The organism is Rhizobium rhizoryzae, from assembly GCF_011046895.1.
Taxonomy (GTDB): Bacteria; Pseudomonadota; Alphaproteobacteria; order Rhizobiales; family Rhizobiaceae; genus Neorhizobium; species Neorhizobium rhizoryzae.
Genome location: NZ_CP049250.1, coordinates 1,621,143 through 1,637,002 on the forward strand (window position 1 = coordinate 1,621,143; position 15,860 = coordinate 1,637,002).

The window sequence follows — 15,860 nt, forward strand, 5'->3', positions numbered from 1 at the left end:
ACCACGTTCATTGCCCACTGGGCATCAGGGGAGATTCTGAATGTCACTTACCACTCGCGTTGCGTCCCACCTTCCTTATCTGCGCCGTTACGCCCGCGCCGTGACCGGTTCGCAGACCTCGGGAGACGCATATGTCGCGGCGGTCCTGGAAGCTTTGATTGCCGATATTTCCATCTTTCCGGAAAGTTCAAAGGACCGCGTTTCGCTGTATAAACTTTTCGTCGCAATCTTTGGTTCCACTGCAATCGAGATCCGTCCGATCGAGTCGCCCTTCGCATGGGAGCAGCGTGCCGTTGCCAACCTTGCGTCGCTTCCGTCACAAGCACGCCATGCATTTCTGCTGATTTCGGTCGAAGGCTTTACGCTTGAAGAAACCGCGGAAATCCTGGACGTTGACGTCAACGAGGTCACGCGTCTGCTGGATGAAGCATCGCGCGAGATCTCGCGTCAGGTTGCGACAGATATCATGATCATCGAAGACGAGCCGTTGATCGCGCTCGACATCGAGCAGATGGTCCAAGATCTCGGCCATCGCGTAACTGGCATTGCCCGCACGCACAAAGAAGCTGTTGCCCTCTTCCAGAGCTCCAGCCCAAAAATGGTTCTGGCCGATATCCAGCTGGCAGACGGCAGTTCCGGCATTGATGCCGTGAATGAAATTCTGAAAACCTCCAGTGTCCCGGTCATCTTCATTACCGCGTTTCCGGAGCGCCTGCTGACAGGTGAGCGGCCGGAGCCAGCCTTCCTGGTGACCAAGCCGTTCAACCCTGACATGGTCAAAGCCTTGATCAGCCAGGCTCTCTTCTTCAATGAGGCCGTCAAGGCTGCCGCGTGAGCGGGCCAGCTTGTGATACGCGTTGATAATCCGGTTCCGTCTGGAACCAAGGCGACGGTTGAGCGTTCAGCCGTCGCCTATTTCACAGATGCCCCCGGTATGTGTGACGCGGGTCAAGCAACAGACTTCAAATATCGATCACCGAATGGTCCGGCCCGGATACACGTCCGGCTGTTTGGTTTATGAGAGTAGAAATTAATAGCGTATCGGGTTGAGACCGGTCGACTTGCCGCCTATAAGGGGCTAGCAACGGTCTAATATGCAAAGACGCGTATTTTGCCGGTATCGCAGATCAGGGCGGAGCAATTAATTGTCGCATCAGCTGACATGGCAACAAGCTGGTGAAAGCGGTGAGGCGTTACGCGATTTCTTCATGCCCGCTCTCCTGGATCTCGGCGCGAGCGTTACGATCCAGGATCTCCAGCGTCGTTATATTTTTGTCACCAACCTCCCGGATGCCTGGTCGCAGGCGCTAACCGATGCACCAACCGATATCAGCCTGTTCGGTGAGGAAATTGCAGCAAAGCTGAAGCTGCTGAAAGATGGCATCACCGAGCATGGCCAGAAGGGACATCTCGAGTTCACTGTGAACTCCGATGAGGTCTACGAATTCAGGGTTCAGGCAATTTCCACCGCAGAAGGCGGCATCCATCTTGTGACGACGATCATTGACCGATCGGAGGAACGCCATCGAGAGCGGCTTCTTCGAGCGCTGCTGCGTGAAGTCAGCCACCGCTCCAAGAATCTGCTGGCCATCATTCAGAGTATCGCGCTGCAGACCGCACGCTATTCCGTGACGCTGGATGTATTTCTCAACAAGTTCCGGGGGCGGCTTTATTCGCTTTCGCAGTCCCAGGATCTGATCACGGATTCAAGCTGGCGTGGGGCGTATTTTTACGAACTGGTTCAGCAGCAGACTGAGAAGTATCTTCCCGAGAATGCGCACCTGATCAAAGTCAGCGGTGATAATGTCCTGTTGAGCCCGAATGCTTCGTTGCATCTCGGTCTGGCGCTGCATGAGTTGATCGTCAATGCGGTCAGTCACGGATCCCTTTCGAAAAGTGGCCGAGCCATTATGGTCACCTGCCAACGCGTGCAGGCAAACGGTCAGGATTCGCTCGAGGTACGCTGGGAGGAAGGACTGCCCAATCCCGTGCGCCATATCGAGGGAAGGGACAACAGCAGCCTGAAGGCGAATTTTGGCAGTACTGTCCTGGAGCGGGTGGTACCTGCTTCCGTCAACGGCAAGGCACGCTATGCCATCACGCCGGATCGCATCAGCTACAGCCTTGTCTTCCCTCTGGAACACGCGTCCGAATAATCACCTCGATCATTATCGAGGAGCCGCAGGTGTAACGCTTCTGAGGTGTCTGGCTGGTCGCACTTTTGCGCTAAGCACAAAAAGAAACGGTCTTGGTTTCTTTTTACAGAAGCCAAGACCGTTGGGTCTCTTCGAGGGGGATGAAGAGGTATCCGGAAGCTTTGAAGGGCGGGGGACGGGGGCGCTTCCAGATACATCAATAACGGGCCTGCCCGAAGAAGGTTCCGTCCGTTGCCAGAAAAATCAAAAAAAGATTTTCTGGTTGCTGGATGCAGATGCCCCGGCTCACCGGGGCACCGTCCAGGCTCGGCTCAACGAGCCTGCGTTCTCGGATCCAGCGCGTCTCGCACCGCATCGCCTACATAGTTGACGCTGAGCACGGTCAGGGAAATCGCGAGCCCTGGCCAGAAGACACGCGACGGCGTCAACTGCAGGAAGTTCGCCCCGTCAAACAAAAGACGGCCCCATGTCGGGAAGTCGGACGGAAAACCGAGACCGAGGAAGGATAGCGCAGACTCGGTGATAATCGCAGCCGCGATGCCAAGCGTTGCCGAAACCATGATGGAACTGAGCACGTTCGGCAGGATATGGCGCAGAACGATGCGGGATTCCCTCATGCCGCTGCTCTTCGCGGCGATGATGAATTCCTGGCTCTTTACTGCAAGCACGTCGCCACGAACGATACGGGCTGTGTGCATCCAGCTCGTCACGCCGATGACGAAGACGATCAGGATGAAAATGCCGGTCTCCGGTCCGAATGCTGCACGAAGAGTATCGCGAAACAGCATGATGATGACGAGCAGGAGCGGCAGAAGCGGTAGCGCCAGGAAAAGGTCCGTCAGACGCATCAAGGGGCCATCGAGCTTGCGGAAATAACCCGACAGGACGCCGACCAGCGTGCCAAGCAGCAAGGCAAGCAGCATCGCAGTCAATCCCACGGCGAGCGAGATCTGCCCGCCTGCCATGACCTGTGCCAGCATGTCATGGCCGAGATTGTCCGTGCCGAACGGGTGCTTCCAGGAAGGCCCCTGGTTTTTTGCGCGGATGTCGATTTTGTTCGGATCTATCGTGTGAATGAAAGGACCGACATAGACGACAAGCAGGATGAAGGCGAAGACAATCAGGCCGGCCACGCCACCCTTGTGCTTTCGAAACTTTCTCCAGAACAGGATGGACGGTGTCTCGATCTCAGCCTTTGCGGTCACGGGCTGGTTGATGACGGCATCAGTCATAGCGAATCCTCGGATCAAGGATGCCGTAGAGAACATCGGCAATGAGGTTGAACAGCACGATCAGGACCGCGAATATGAAGGTGAGGGTCTGTACCAGTGGAATGTCTGCCCCCTGAACCGCTGTGATCAGCAATTGGCCGAGCCCGTTCACACGGAAGATCTGCTCGGTGATGATGGCGCCGGAGAAAATGGTCGGAACGCCCAGCGCGATGACCGTCACCACCGGGATCAAGCTGTTGCGCAGGACGTGCACAAGAAGGACCGCCTTTTCCTTGACGCCTTTCGCACGCGCCGTACGCACGTAATCCTGGCTGAGATTGTCCAGCATGGAGGCGCGAACGAAGCGAGCAATCTGGGAGGCGTTATAGAGCGCCAGAACCGTGACCGGCAGAACCATCTGCTTGACCTGCTGGACGAAGCTCGACCAGTCGTTGACGACCAGATTGGTGTCGTAGATCGACGGAAACCATTGCAGGTAGGAAGAGAAGATGACGATCAGCACGACGCCGGTAAAGAAGGTTGGCACCGAATAGCCGACCATGGTGACGAAGGTCCCGATCTGGTCAAAGATCGAATACTGGCGATAGGCGGAAATGACGCCGACTGGTATCGCTATCAGCACACCGAACAGATAGGCCATGCCGACGACCCAGAGGGTTTGCGGCATACGTTGTACAATGAGGTCGACCACCGGGCTGCGGGTCGCCCAGGAGAGCACGCGCATCCGTTCGCCGTCGCCCACGGTGATTCCGGTCATCTGTTCGAAGATGTTGAGCGGCTCGTTGATGAAGAACTGCTTCAACCACAAGAGATAGCGGATGAGGAAAGGTTGATCGAGACCCATAGAGGCGCGGATCTGCTCACGCACTTCCGGCGGAATGGTCAGCGGCAGGTCGCCGAGCGGATCATTGGGCGCAAGATCAAGCAGCGCAAAAATGACGAAACTTATGACAAGCAGCGTCGGCACGGCGAACATAAGTCGCCGGATCGTATAGGTAAACATATGGCGGTCTCCAGACGCTTTTGGAGCAAGGAAAAGCGGGCCTCCCCCAAGGGACGAGGCCCGCTTTCACTCAATTACTTCTTACGAGACCAGTCTGCGGCATTCCAGAGTTCGGAATCCCAAGCATTCATCTTCACGCCGCTCAGCTTGACCGAGTGGGACGAAATCTGGCCGCGATGGATGAGCGGGATATGCGCACCCTCGGCGGTCAGCATGTCGTTGGCCTTCTTGGCGAGTTCGGCGCGCTTGCCGAGATCAGCCGTCTTGGAAAGCTCGGCAACGATCTTGTCGTATTCCGGGTTGCAGTAACGCGGAATGTTCTGACCCTGCCAACCGTTGGCTGGAGACGGGATCTTGTTGCACAGCCATTCTGCCAGATACTTTTCCGGATCCGTTCCGTCGAAGTTGTTCGTGTACATTTCCACGTCGGCATAGAACTTCTGGAAGGTATCCGGGCTTGCCGGGTCGCCGCCGAAGAAGACGGAGGCCGAGACGTTGCGCAGTTCGGATGCGACACCGATCTGCTGCCACCAATCCTTGACGAGCGCCTGCGTGCCCTGGCGAACCGAGTTGGTGGAAGTCTGGTAGAGGAAGGAAAGCTTCACGCCGTCCTTGGCACGAATGCCATCGCCACCCTTCTTCCAGCCAGCCTGGTCGAGAAGTTTGTTGGCGCCTTCGATGTCCTGCTTCAGGCACCAGTCGTTGGCGGTCGAGACATAGGCATCGGGGGCCGGAACGATGTTGCAGGTCGGCTTTCCAGCTTCGCCGTAACCGGCTTCATCGATGATGTCGCGGTCGATGGCGATTGACAGCGCCTTGCGAACCGCCGGATCGGAGAGTGCCGGATGCTTGCCGCCCTCGACGGTCGAACGCTTGTCGCCGAGCTTCGGATCAGGGTTCGTCCAGTTCAGGTTGATACGCTCGACCTGCGTTCCGAACGCCGTCACCAGCGTGCCTTTTCCAGCCTTGAGCATGGTCGCCAGGACTTCCGGCTCAACCTGCATGTTCCAGGCGTAGTCATATTCGCCGGTTTCCAGAACCGCGCGGGCCGCAGATGCGGCATCGCCGCCGCCCTTCAGGGTGACAGACGCAAAGGCAGGCTTGGCTGCATCGCGATAGTTGGCGTTGGCGGTGAAGGTGATGACGTCGTTCGGCTTGAATTCCTTGACGACGAAGGGGCCGGTGCCGATGGGGCCGAAGTTCGCGGATGTGCAGCCCGGAGCCTTGGCGCCGACGCAATCCTTGAACTGGGCCTTCTGGATGATCGGCTGCTGCGCGCCAACAAACGCACCATAGGGATAGTATTTCGGTTCTGCGAAGGAGACCTTGACCGTCAGAGGATCAACCGCTTCGACTTTGGTGATGCCTTCGAACTGTGCCTTCTGTGCGCAACCACCATCCGGCGCCGTGCAGTACTGCCAGGTGAAGACCACATCCTCTGCCGTGAAGGCCGAGCCATCCGACCACTTCACGCCTGGCTTCAGCTTCCAGGTGATGCTCTTCATGTCCTTGGCGACGCCGCCATTGTCGACCGTCGGAATCTCGGTGACGAGCCACGGCGTCAGCTTGCCGGTTTCATCGTAGCGCGCCAGAGGCTCGATCGTGAGCGAGGCGCTGTAAACTTCCTTCGTGCCACCGGAAAGATATGGATTGAGGGTGGAAACAGCCTGCCAGAACAGGATCTTCAAGTCCCCGTCCGTCCCGCGCTGGGCATGTGCGACATTGGCAAAGGCCAATGCGGCCACCGTACCTGCCAACAGGATCTTTGTTCTCTTCATTGTTTTCCCCTTGAAGATTAAATTGATTATGGCTGCCATAGCCGCGACGCCAACCTTATCGGTCGCGCCGCATTCACATCCCGCTGTTTCCTCCCAGCCGAATGATGAATTCTTGTGTTTCTCCCGTCGCCTTGACGTTCATCCGGCCGACGTTTTCGCCATCCCGAACGACTATATGATCAAATTTTGAGCCATCTAAACACAAGCTCAAATAGCGTTCAAGAATGAAATTTGAAGCTTGCATTTATTATCACTTACGTCGCAATATCCCTGTCAACAATAAGGGAAACAGCTGAAATTATATGAGGTTGCAGTCATGCCAGTTCTCAATCGCGCCGCTGAAATGCAGGAAGAAGTCGCCGGCTGGCGTCGTCATCTTCATGAAAATCCGGAGCTTTTGTACGATGTTTTCAAGACGTCCGCTTTTGTCGCGGAGAAGCTGAAGGCCTTCGGTTGCGACGTTGTGGAAACCGGGATCGGCAAGACCGGTGTCGTGGGCATCATCAAGGGAACGCTCGGCGACGGGCCGACCATCGGCATGCGTGCGGACATGGATGCGCTGCCCATTCTGGAAAGTTCCGGCAAGCCATGGGCCTCCAAGGTCCCCGGCAAGGCGCATTCCTGCGGGCATGACGGTCATACGGCAATGCTTCTCGGGGCGGCGCAGTATCTGTGCGAGACGCGCCGCTTTGCCGGTTCCGTCGCTGTGATCTTCCAGCCAGCGGAAGAGGGCGGCGGCGGCGGTCTTGCCATGGTGCAGGACGGCATGATGGAGAAATTCGGCATCAAGGAAGTCTACGGCCTGCACAATACGCCAGGGGTTCCGTTGGGCGATTTCGCCATTCGCAAGGGCGGCGTCATGGCGGCGGCCGATACGTTCGAGATCACCATCAAGGGCAAAGGGAGCCACGCGGCGCAGCCGCATTTCTCCATCGATCCCGTGCTGACTTCGGCCTATGTCATCGTTGCACTTCAATCGATCGCATCGCGCGAAACGGATCCGCTGAAGTCCGTTGTCGTGTCCGTCACCACCGTCCACGGCGGTGACGCCTACAACGTGATCCCGATGGACGTGAAGCTGACGGGAACCGTGCGCACGCTCGATCCAGAGGTTCGCGAACTGGCGGCCAAGCGCGTGGTCGAGGTGGCGCAGGGAACCGCACTCGCCCATGGCGCGGTTGCAGAGGTCAACTATGTGCGCGGCTATCCGGTCACCGTCAATCATGCGGAAGAAACGGATTTTGCCGCATCAGTCGCGGCCAATGTTTCGGGCGAAAAGAGCGTCGAAACCGAGATGGCGCCAAAGATGGGCGCCGAGGATTTTTCCTACATGCTGGAGGCCCGACCGGGCGCCTTTATTTTCCTTGGAATAGGCGAGGGAGCCAATCTTCATCACCCGGCCTACGACTTCAATGACGAGGCCATTCCCTATGGCATAAGCTATTGGGTGACGTTGGCCGAAACCAAGCTCGCTGCCTGATCTGCGGTAGACCACAAGGAAAACTCCATGGCTAATTCTACCGAAAGTTCCCAGCAAAACGGCGTGGCAAAGCCGGTCCTGACTGTCGAGAACCTGACCACATCCTTCCGCGTCAATGGCGAGTGGAAGTCGGTCGTGCGCAATATGAGCTTTTCGATTGCGCCGCGCGAAACGGTCGCGATCGTTGGTGAGTCCGGCTCCGGCAAGAGCGTGACCTCTCTTTCCATCATGCGCCTTCTCCCAAAGGTCTCCAGCAAGATCGAGGGCCGCGTCCTTCTCGGTGGCAAGGAATTGCTATCGCTGCCGGAAGAGGAGATGCGCCAGGTTCGCGGCAATGACATCTCAATGATCTTCCAGGAACCGATGACGAGCCTCAATCCGATCTTTCCGATCGGAAAGCAGATCGCCGAAGCCCTGACGGTGCATCAGAACATCTCGGCGGCGGAGGCAAAGGCTGAGGTTATCCGGCTTCTGGAAAAGGTGCGAATCCCGAATGCGAAAGGCCGCTTCGACGAGTATCCGCACCAGTTTTCCGGCGGTATGCGCCAACGCGTGATGATTGCCATGGCGCTCGCCTCGAAGCCAAAGCTTCTGATCGCCGACGAGCCGACGACCGCACTCGACGTGACGATTCAGGGTCAGATCCTGGATCTGATCAAGGAATTGCAGGATGAGGAGGGCATGTCCGTTCTCTTCATCACGCATGACATGGGGGTCGTTGCAGAAATCGCTGACCGCACCATCGTCATGTTCCGCGGCGAACAGGTGGAGACGGGTGCCACGGACGACATCTTCCATCGTGGCCAGCATCCCTACACGCGCGCGCTCCTGGCGGCCGTTCCGCGTCTGGGCTCGATGAAGGATCGGCAGCTGCCACTGCGCTTCCCCATCATCGACGTTAAGTCCGGCGAGGCCCAGCCACTGGCCGAAGTGACCGATACCGTCGCCAAGACGAAGACCCCGATCCTCGAAGTTCGGGATCTGACCACTCGTTTTGCTATCCGCTCCGGGATCCTTGGCCGGCAGACAGGTGCCGTCCACGCGGTCGAGAAGGTTTCGTTCCAGTTGTTCGAGGGAGAAACACTGTCGCTGGTGGGCGAATCGGGCTGTGGCAAGTCGACCACGGGTCGCTCTGTCACCCGTCTTGTGGAGCCGACAGCCGGTCAGGTGATGGTCGATGGCTACAATGTCATGGGCCTCGACAGGACGACGCTTCGCACCATGCGCCGCTCGATCCAGATGGTTTTCCAGGATCCGTTCGCCAGCCTCAATCCGCGCATGAGCATTGGTTCGGCGGTTATGGAGCCGTATATCGAGCATAAGCTTGGCACAACCGCTCAGGCTCGCGACAAGGCTGCTGATCTTCTTGCCAAGGTTGGGCTCTCACCGGACATGATGCGGCGCTATCCGCACGAGTTTTCCGGTGGTCAGCGGCAGCGCATCGCGATTGCGCGCGCGCTGATGCTCGACCCGAAGGTTATCGTTGCCGATGAAGCGGTGTCCGCGCTCGATGTCTCCATCAAGGCGCAGGTATGCAACCTGTTGCTTGATTTGCAGCAAAGTCTCAATCTGGCCTATCTGTTCATCAGCCATGACATGGCAGTCGTGGAGCGGGTCAGCCATCGGGTGGCGGTGATGTATTTGGGTGAAATCGTCGAGATCGGGCCGCGCGCGGCAGTCTTTGAAAATCCCCAGCACCCCTACACGAAAAAGCTCATGGCGGCGGTCCCGGTTCCGGATCCATCCCGCAGAAGCATCAAGCGCAACCTGTCCACGGATGAGATCAAGAGCCCCGTGCGTCCGGCCGGATATGTTCCGCCCGTGCGCCAGTATCGCGAGATTTCCGAGGGGCACCTGGTTCAAGTCGACTGATCCGTCTTGTTCAGAATGATGCAAGGCCGCGCCGTTACGGTGCGGCCTTGTTGCAATTCGGTGCATGGCATTTGACATTCCATTGTCAAACATGCCAGCAGTGCCTGAGATCAGGGCGAGACTTCACACATGGCCAGGAAATCCGATACGCAAGGGCGGCTCGATGATGCAGCAAGAGCAGGTTGGCTCTACTATGTCGCGGGCAGAACGCAGGACGAGATTGCCGCCACAATGGGAATTTCCCGGCAATCGGCGCAGCGCCTAGTGTCTCTGGCTGTCGCGGAACGTCTCATCAAGGTTCGTGTCGACCATCCGATCGGTGTATGCCTCGAATATGGCGCTGCCCTTCAGAAGCGATATGGTCTGCAGCACATCGAAGTCGTTCCAAGCGATCCGGCTGCCACGTCCACGACGGTCGGCATAGCCGAAGCCGCGGCCGCGGAAATCGAGCGGTGGCTGAAGAAGGCAGATCCAATCGTTCTTGCGATCGGCACAGGACGGACGCTGAAAGCTGCCGTCGATCAACTCGAGCCGATGGAATGCCCGCAGCATCGCGTGGTCTCGCTGACCGGTAATATCGGACCCGATGGGTCCGCGGCCTATTACAACGTCATCTTCTCCATGGCGGATGCGATCAAGGCACGCCATTTTCCAATGCCTTTGCCCGTTCTCTGCTCTTCTGCCGAGGAGCGGGATGCGCTCCATCAGCAAAGCATTATTCAATCTACACTCAATATTGGTGCTGAAGCCGATGTCACCTTTGTTGGCGTTGGCGAACTGGGTGTCGATGCGCCGCTGTGTGTCGATGGCTTTCTGGCGCCCGACGAAATGACTGCGTTGATGCAGTCCGGTGCTGTTGGAGAAATCTGTGGCTGGGTGTTCGGACATGACGGTTTGCTTCTCGATCATCCGATCAACGAGCGCGTGGCCAGCGTTCCGATCCCACCACGGGACCGGTCGATCGTCATCGGTGTCGGTCTCGGAAAGCGCAAGGAGCAGGCTATCGCTGCGGCGCTGAAGGGCGGAATGATCAACGGTCTCATCACGGATGAGCGTACTGCTGAGCATTTGCTCAAGCGTTGATCTAAAATTTTTCACTAGAAAAATCAGAGTGTTGAAGTGTTTTCGCTGCAATGCAGCGACGATAGCTGCTTGACATTTTTGCTCTAAAAGTGAGTAATTGCCCACGAGCAAAGCGAATGCTCGTTTTCGTTCTTCTGGGAGGAAGACATGACATTGAAGACCATTCTGCTTGGCGCGGTCTCTGCGCTGGCATTCTCCGGTATTGCATCTGCAGAAACGCTGACGATCGCGACCGTCAACAACGGCGACATGATCCGCATGCAGAAGCTGACGGATGAGTTCACCAAGAAAAACCCCGGCATCGACGTCAAATGGGTAACCCTTGAGGAAAATATTCTGCGTCAGAAGGTGACGACGGATGTGGCGACGAAGGGTGGCCAGTATGACGTGATGACCATCGGCATCTACGAAGCCCCGATCTGGGGCAAGCAGGGCTGGCTTGCGCCGCTCGACAAGCTTTCCAAGGATGCCGCCTACGATGCGAACGATCTGCTGCCGCCGATCCGTTCGGGTCTCACCGTTGATGGCAAGCTTTATGCCGCGCCCTTCTACGGCGAAAGCTCGATGGTCATGTACCGCAAGGACCTGTTCGACAAGGCCGGGCTGAAGATGCCGGATGCCCCGACGTGGGACTTCATTGCCGATGCGGCCCGCAAGATCACCGACAAGGGATCTGAGACCTATGGCATCTGCCTTCGCGGCAAAGCCGGTTGGGGCGAGAACATGGCCTTCCTGACGGCCACCTCGAACGCTTTCGGTGCCCGCTGGTTCGACGAGAACTGGAAGCCGCAGTTCGATCAGCCTGAGTGGAAGAAGACGCTCGACTTCTACGTCAAGCTTATGAAGGACGCTGGCCCTCCGGGCGCTTCCTCGAACGGCTTCAACGAAAACCTGGCGCTCTTCCAGACCGGCAAGTGCGGCATGTGGATCGACGCAACGGTTGCTGCTTCCTTCGTGACGAACCCGAAGGAAAGCAAGGTCGCCGACAAGGTTGGCTTCGCTCTGGCTCCCGATACCGGCATGGGCAAGCGTGGCAACTGGCTGTGGTCGTGGAACCTGGCAATCCCTGCAGGCTCCAAGAAGGTTGAAGCGGCAGAGAAGTTCATCGCCTGGGCAACCAGCAAGGACTATCTCAACCTCGTGGCCGAGAAGGAAGGCTGGGCGAACGTTCCTCCGGGCACGCGCACCTCGCTCTACCAGAACGCGGAGTACCAGAAGGCGGCTCCTTTCGCGAAGATGACGCTCGACAGCATCAACGCGGCTGACCCGAAGAAGCCGACCGTCAAGCCGGTTCCTTATGAAGGCGTGCAGTATGTGGCGATCCCCGAATTTCAGGCGATTGGCACGGCTGTCGGACAGCAGTTCTCTGCGGCTCTTGCCGGTCAGATGACGGTCGATCAGGCTCTGGCCAGCGCACAGCAGCTGACCGAGCGTGAAATGAAGAAGGCCGGTTACCCGAAGAAGTGATGGTTCGATGGGCCGCAGTTTCTGCGGCCCATCTCAGCCTGTTGACAAAGCGCCTTCAGCTTTTTCGTCATGCTCGGGCCTGTCCCGAGCATCTGCAACCAATTGAATATTGGACTTCAGTAGGTTCTCGGCTCGAGGCCGAGAATGACGTCGCGGTAGGAGGCGGGTTCGTCAGTAGTCTGCGGCCAACCCCTTACGCGACAGAACAGATCACAAACCAACCATCAAGAGGCGGCCAAAATGGCGACGACCCATACGCGTTCGGCTGCGCGGTTGATGATGGCTCCGTCCGTCATCCTGCTGTTTGCCTGGATGATCGTGCCACTTGGCATGACGATCTATTTCTCCCTGCTGCGCTACAACCTGCTGATGCCCGGTACGGAAGAATTCACCGGTCTGCTGAACTACGAGTTCTTCCTGACCGATCCGGCTTTCTTCGATGCGTTGAAGAATACGCTTCTCCTGGTCGGCGGCGTGCTTGCCATATCGGTGATCGGCGGAATTCTGATGGCGCTTCTGCTCGACCAGCCGATGTTCGGCCAGGGCATTGTGCGCATCCTGGTCATTGCGCCCTTTTTCATCATGCCAACGGTTGCGGCGCTGGTGTGGAAGAACATGTTCATGAACCCGGTCAACGGGCTGTTCGCATGGCTCTTCCGCCTGTTCGGCGCGGAACCGCTGGACTGGCTGGCTGTGGCACCGCTGACGTCCGTCGTCATCATTGTGGCGTGGCAGTGGCTGCCCTTTGCAACGCTGATCCTGCTGACAGCGCTTCAATCGCTTGACGAAGAGCAGAAAGAAGCCGCCGAAATGGACGGTGCCGGTCCCATTTCCAAATTCATCTACATCACGCTCCCACACATGGCCCGCGCCATCACGGTGGTGGTGCTGATCGAGACGATTTTCCTTCTGTCGGTCTTTGCCGAAATCCTCGTCACCACCAATGGCGGGCCGGGTACGCAGAGCACGAATATCACCTATCTCGTCTACACCCAGGCGCTTCTGCAGTTCGATGTGGGCGGAGCCTCTGCCGGTGGCATTGTCGCGGTCGTGCTGGCCAATATCGTTGCAATCTTCCTGATCCGCATGATCGGCAAGAATCTGGAGGCTTGATCCATGGCACGCAAAGTCTCTACTCAACGAAAAGTCGCCTTCACGGTGATGGCCTGGACCATCGGGTTCCTGATGTTCTTTCCGATCCTTTGGACCTTCCTCACCAGCTTCAAGTCGGAAGGCGATGCCATCGCTTCCCCTCCCGTCTTCCTTTTCTTCAACTGGACGATGGAGAACTACCACGAGGTGCAGAGCCGGTCGGACTACTTCAGCCATTTCTGGAATTCGGTGGTTATCTCGTTCGGCTCGACGCTGCTGGGTCTCCTCATTGCCATTCCTGCGGCCTGGGCCATGGCGTTCTCGCCGACCAAGCGCACCAAGGATGTGCTGATGTGGATGCTCTCGACCAAGATGATGCCGCCGGTTGGCGCCCTGATCCCGATCTATCTGATCTTCCGCGATGGCGGTCTGCTGGATAGCCGCATCGGGCTCGTGGTGGTGCTGACCTTGATCAACCTGCCGATCATCGTCTGGATGCTCTACACCTACTTCAAGGAAATCCCGGGCGAAATTCTGGAAGCTGCCCGCATGGATGGTGCCTCCCTCATGAAGGAAGTCATCTATGTCCTGACACCGATGGCGGTTCCCGGCATTGCCTCCACCTTGTTGCTCAACATCATTCTGGCCTGGAACGAAGCCTTCTGGACGTTGAACCTGACAACCTCGAACGCGGCTCCGCTCACCACATTCATCGCCTCCTATTCCAGCCCCGAAGGTCTTTTCTACGCAAAGCTCTCTGCTGCCTCGACCATGGCGATCGCACCGATCGTCATCCTCGGATGGTTCAGCCAGAAGCAGCTCGTGCGCGGCCTGACCTTTGGCGCCGTGAAGTAGTCGGCCGTTATTCAAGGAAAACGAAGATGGGTTCCATTACTCTTCGCAGCGTCTCCAAGGTCTTTGGCGAAGCCAAGGTCATTCCCTCGATCGACCTGCAGATCAACGAGGGCGAGTTCGTGGTGTTCGTCGGCCCTTCCGGCTGCGGCAAGTCCACCCTGTTGCGCCTGATTGCCGGTCTGGAAGATGTGTCCGGCGGCGAGATTGTCATCGATGGGCAGAACGCGACGGAACTGCCGCCGGCAAAGCGCGGTCTTGCCATGGTATTCCAGTCCTATGCGCTCTACCCGCATATGAGCGTGCGTTCCAACATCGCCTTCCCGCTGAAGATGGCGGGTATGGACAAGGGCGAGATCGACCGCAAGGTGTCCGATGCGGCGCGTGTTCTGAACCTTACGGATTATCTGGAGCGCAAGCCGCGTCAGCTGTCTGGCGGTCAGCGCCAGCGTGTCGCGATCGGTCGCGCCATCGTGCGTCAGCCGAAGGCCTTCCTGTTCGATGAGCCGCTGTCGAACCTCGATGCGGCGCTGCGTGTCAACATGCGTCTCGAGATCAGTGAGCTGCACCAGCAGCTCAAGACCACGATGATCTACGTGACGCACGACCAGGTGGAAGCCATGACCATGGCCGACAAGATCGTCGTGCTCAATCGCGGCAATATCGAGCAGGTCGGCTCTCCCCTGGAGCTCTACCGCAAACCGGCCAATCTGTTCGTCGCAGGCTTCATCGGGTCTCCGCGCATGAACCTCATCGAAGGCAAGTTTGCTCAGGCCAATGGTGCGAAGACGGTCGGCATCCGCCCGGAGCATATCGGTCTCTCCCGTGACAGCGGTCTCTGGGAAGGCACCGTCACCATCGCCGAGCATCTGGGTTCGGACACGTTCATGCATATCGAGGTTCCCGAGGTCGGAACCGTAACGGCCCGTGCCGGTGGCGAGTTTGGCGTTCGCCACGGTGACCGCGTCTACCTGACGCCGGATGAAACCAAGCTGCATCGCTTCAACGACAGGGGGCTTGCGCTATGACAGGTCGTCTTCAGGGCAAATCTGCCATCATCACCGGCTCGGCACGGGGCATCGGGCGTGCTTTCGCGGAGGCCTATGTGCGCGAGGGTGCAACGGTTGCCATCGCCGATATCAATCTGGAGCGCGCGACCGAGACGGCCAACGAAATCGGTGCTCAAGCCTATGCGGTGCATCTTGATGTTACGCGTCAGGACAGCATCGATGAAGCCGTAAAGGCGGTCGAGGCGAAAACGGGCGGCGTCGATATTCTCATCAACAATGCGGCGCTGTTTGATCTGGCGCCCATCGTCGAGATCACCCGGCAGAGCTACGAGACGCTGTTTTCGATCAATGTCGCCGGTTCGCTGTTCATGCTGCAGGCGGTTGCCAGAAGCATGATCGCCCGCGGGCAGGGCGGCAAGATCATTAACATGGCAAGCCAGGCAGGCCGACGGGGCGAAGCGCTGGTCGGTGTCTATTGTGCCACCAAGGCGGCAATCATTTCTCTGACGCAATCGGCAGGGCTCGATCTGATCAAGCACGGCATCAATGTCAACGCAATTGCCCCGGGGGTGGTCGATGGCGAGCACTGGGACGGCGTCGACGCGCATTTCGCCAGATATGAAAATCGTCCGCTTGGCGAAAAGAAGCGGCTGGTGGGAGAGGCGGTGCCTTTCGGTCGCATGGGCCGCGCCGAAGACCTGACCGGCATGGCCATTTTCCTGGCTTCTCCCGAGGCAGATTACATCGTCGCCCAGACATACAATGTCGACGGCGGCAACTGGATGAGTTGATCGCTGATGCTAGCGATCAGCCTCTTCAATTTCTGGGATCCTTC

General features: G+C 57.9%; 13 protein-coding genes. 10 read left to right on the forward strand and 3 right to left on the reverse strand.

Annotated elements, in window-relative coordinates:
• The first annotated feature begins 40 nt into the window (after window positions 1-40).
• Window positions 41-835, forward strand: a complete 795-nt coding sequence (locus G6N80_RS13820) for a response regulator (RefSeq protein WP_165134569.1) — start codon at window positions 41-43, stop codon at window positions 833-835.
• Between the two features lie 310 nt (window positions 836-1,145).
• A complete protein-coding gene (locus G6N80_RS13825; protein ID WP_062555824.1) occupies window positions 1,146-2,156 on the forward strand; it encodes a sensor histidine kinase in 1,011 nt (336 codons plus the stop codon).
• Between the two features lie 311 nt (window positions 2,157-2,467).
• Here G6N80_RS13825 and G6N80_RS13830 read toward each other — a convergent pair whose 3' ends face one another.
• From G6N80_RS13830 to G6N80_RS13840, 3 genes are all read right to left on the reverse strand, one after another.
• Complete coding sequence (locus G6N80_RS13830) at window positions 2,468-3,388, reverse strand: ABC transporter permease (protein ID WP_062555823.1); 921 nt, start codon at window positions 3,386-3,388, stop codon at window positions 2,468-2,470.
• A complete protein-coding gene (locus G6N80_RS13835) occupies window positions 3,381-4,391 on the reverse strand; it encodes an ABC transporter permease (protein WP_062555822.1) in 1,011 nt (336 codons plus the stop codon). The genes G6N80_RS13830 and G6N80_RS13835 overlap by 8 nt, the downstream gene beginning before the upstream one ends.
• Before the next feature lie 74 nt (window positions 4,392-4,465).
• Window positions 4,466-6,169, reverse strand: coding sequence for a peptide ABC transporter substrate-binding protein (locus G6N80_RS13840; protein WP_062555821.1), 1,704 nt, complete (start codon window positions 6,167-6,169; stop codon window positions 4,466-4,468).
• Between the two features lie 316 nt (window positions 6,170-6,485).
• Between G6N80_RS13840 and G6N80_RS13845 the strand changes: the two genes are divergently transcribed.
• From G6N80_RS13845 to G6N80_RS13880, 8 genes are all read left to right on the forward strand, one after another.
• Window positions 6,486-7,649, forward strand: a complete 1,164-nt coding sequence (locus G6N80_RS13845; protein WP_062555820.1) for a M20 aminoacylase family protein — start codon at window positions 6,486-6,488, stop codon at window positions 7,647-7,649.
• A gap of 27 nt (window positions 7,650-7,676) precedes the next feature.
• Window positions 7,677-9,521, forward strand: a complete 1,845-nt coding sequence (locus G6N80_RS13850; protein WP_062555819.1) for an ABC transporter ATP-binding protein — start codon at window positions 7,677-7,679, stop codon at window positions 9,519-9,521.
• Window positions 9,522-9,650: 129 nt separating this feature from the next.
• Window positions 9,651-10,604, forward strand: a complete 954-nt coding sequence (locus G6N80_RS13855) for a sugar-binding transcriptional regulator (RefSeq protein ID WP_165134572.1) — start codon at window positions 9,651-9,653, stop codon at window positions 10,602-10,604.
• Window positions 10,605-10,751: 147 nt separating this feature from the next.
• Window positions 10,752-12,071, forward strand: coding sequence for an ABC transporter substrate-binding protein (locus tag G6N80_RS13860; protein ID WP_062555817.1), 1,320 nt, complete (start codon window positions 10,752-10,754; stop codon window positions 12,069-12,071).
• 240 nt (window positions 12,072-12,311) lie between these two features.
• Entirely contained in the window at window positions 12,312-13,184 is an 873-nt protein-coding gene (locus G6N80_RS13865) for a carbohydrate ABC transporter permease (RefSeq protein WP_062555816.1), read from the forward strand.
• Window positions 13,185-13,187: 3 nt separating this feature from the next.
• A complete protein-coding gene (locus G6N80_RS13870) occupies window positions 13,188-14,018 on the forward strand; it encodes a carbohydrate ABC transporter permease (protein WP_062555815.1) in 831 nt (276 codons plus the stop codon).
• Window positions 14,019-14,044: 26 nt separating this feature from the next.
• Entirely contained in the window at window positions 14,045-15,043 is a 999-nt protein-coding gene (locus G6N80_RS13875; protein WP_165134575.1) for an ABC transporter ATP-binding protein, read from the forward strand.
• Window positions 15,040-15,816: an L-iditol 2-dehydrogenase gene (locus tag G6N80_RS13880; RefSeq protein ID WP_165134578.1), complete on the forward strand. Its 777-nt coding sequence runs from the start codon at window positions 15,040-15,042 to the stop codon at window positions 15,814-15,816. The genes G6N80_RS13875 and G6N80_RS13880 overlap by 4 nt, the downstream gene beginning before the upstream one ends.
• The last annotated feature ends 44 nt before the right edge of the window (window positions 15,817-15,860 follow it).

Bases quoted from the DNA above. Each gene is read 5' to 3' on its own strand.
- G6N80_RS13820 (WP_165134569.1), top strand. From the start codon at position 41: ATGTCACTTACCACTCGCGTTGCGTCCCACCTTCCTTATCTGCGCCGT.
- G6N80_RS13830 (WP_062555823.1), bottom strand. From the start codon at position 3,388: ATGACTGATGCCGTCATCAACCAGCCCGTGACCGCAAAGGCTGAGATC.
- G6N80_RS13835 (WP_062555822.1), bottom strand. From the start codon at position 4,391: ATGTTTACCTATACGATCCGGCGACTTATGTTCGCCGTGCCGACGCTG.
- G6N80_RS13840 (WP_062555821.1), bottom strand. From the start codon at position 6,169: ATGAAGAGAACAAAGATCCTGTTGGCAGGTACGGTGGCCGCATTGGCC.
- G6N80_RS13845 (WP_062555820.1), top strand. From the start codon at position 6,486: ATGCCAGTTCTCAATCGCGCCGCTGAAATGCAGGAAGAAGTCGCCGGC.
- G6N80_RS13850 (WP_062555819.1), top strand. From the start codon at position 7,677: ATGGCTAATTCTACCGAAAGTTCCCAGCAAAACGGCGTGGCAAAGCCG.
- G6N80_RS13855 (WP_165134572.1), top strand. From the start codon at position 9,651: ATGGCCAGGAAATCCGATACGCAAGGGCGGCTCGATGATGCAGCAAGA.
- G6N80_RS13860 (WP_062555817.1), top strand. From the start codon at position 10,752: ATGACATTGAAGACCATTCTGCTTGGCGCGGTCTCTGCGCTGGCATTC.
- G6N80_RS13865 (WP_062555816.1), top strand. From the start codon at position 12,312: ATGGCGACGACCCATACGCGTTCGGCTGCGCGGTTGATGATGGCTCCG.
- G6N80_RS13870 (WP_062555815.1), top strand. From the start codon at position 13,188: ATGGCACGCAAAGTCTCTACTCAACGAAAAGTCGCCTTCACGGTGATG.
- G6N80_RS13875 (WP_165134575.1), top strand. From the start codon at position 14,045: ATGGGTTCCATTACTCTTCGCAGCGTCTCCAAGGTCTTTGGCGAAGCC.
- G6N80_RS13880 (WP_165134578.1), top strand. From the start codon at position 15,040: ATGACAGGTCGTCTTCAGGGCAAATCTGCCATCATCACCGGCTCGGCA.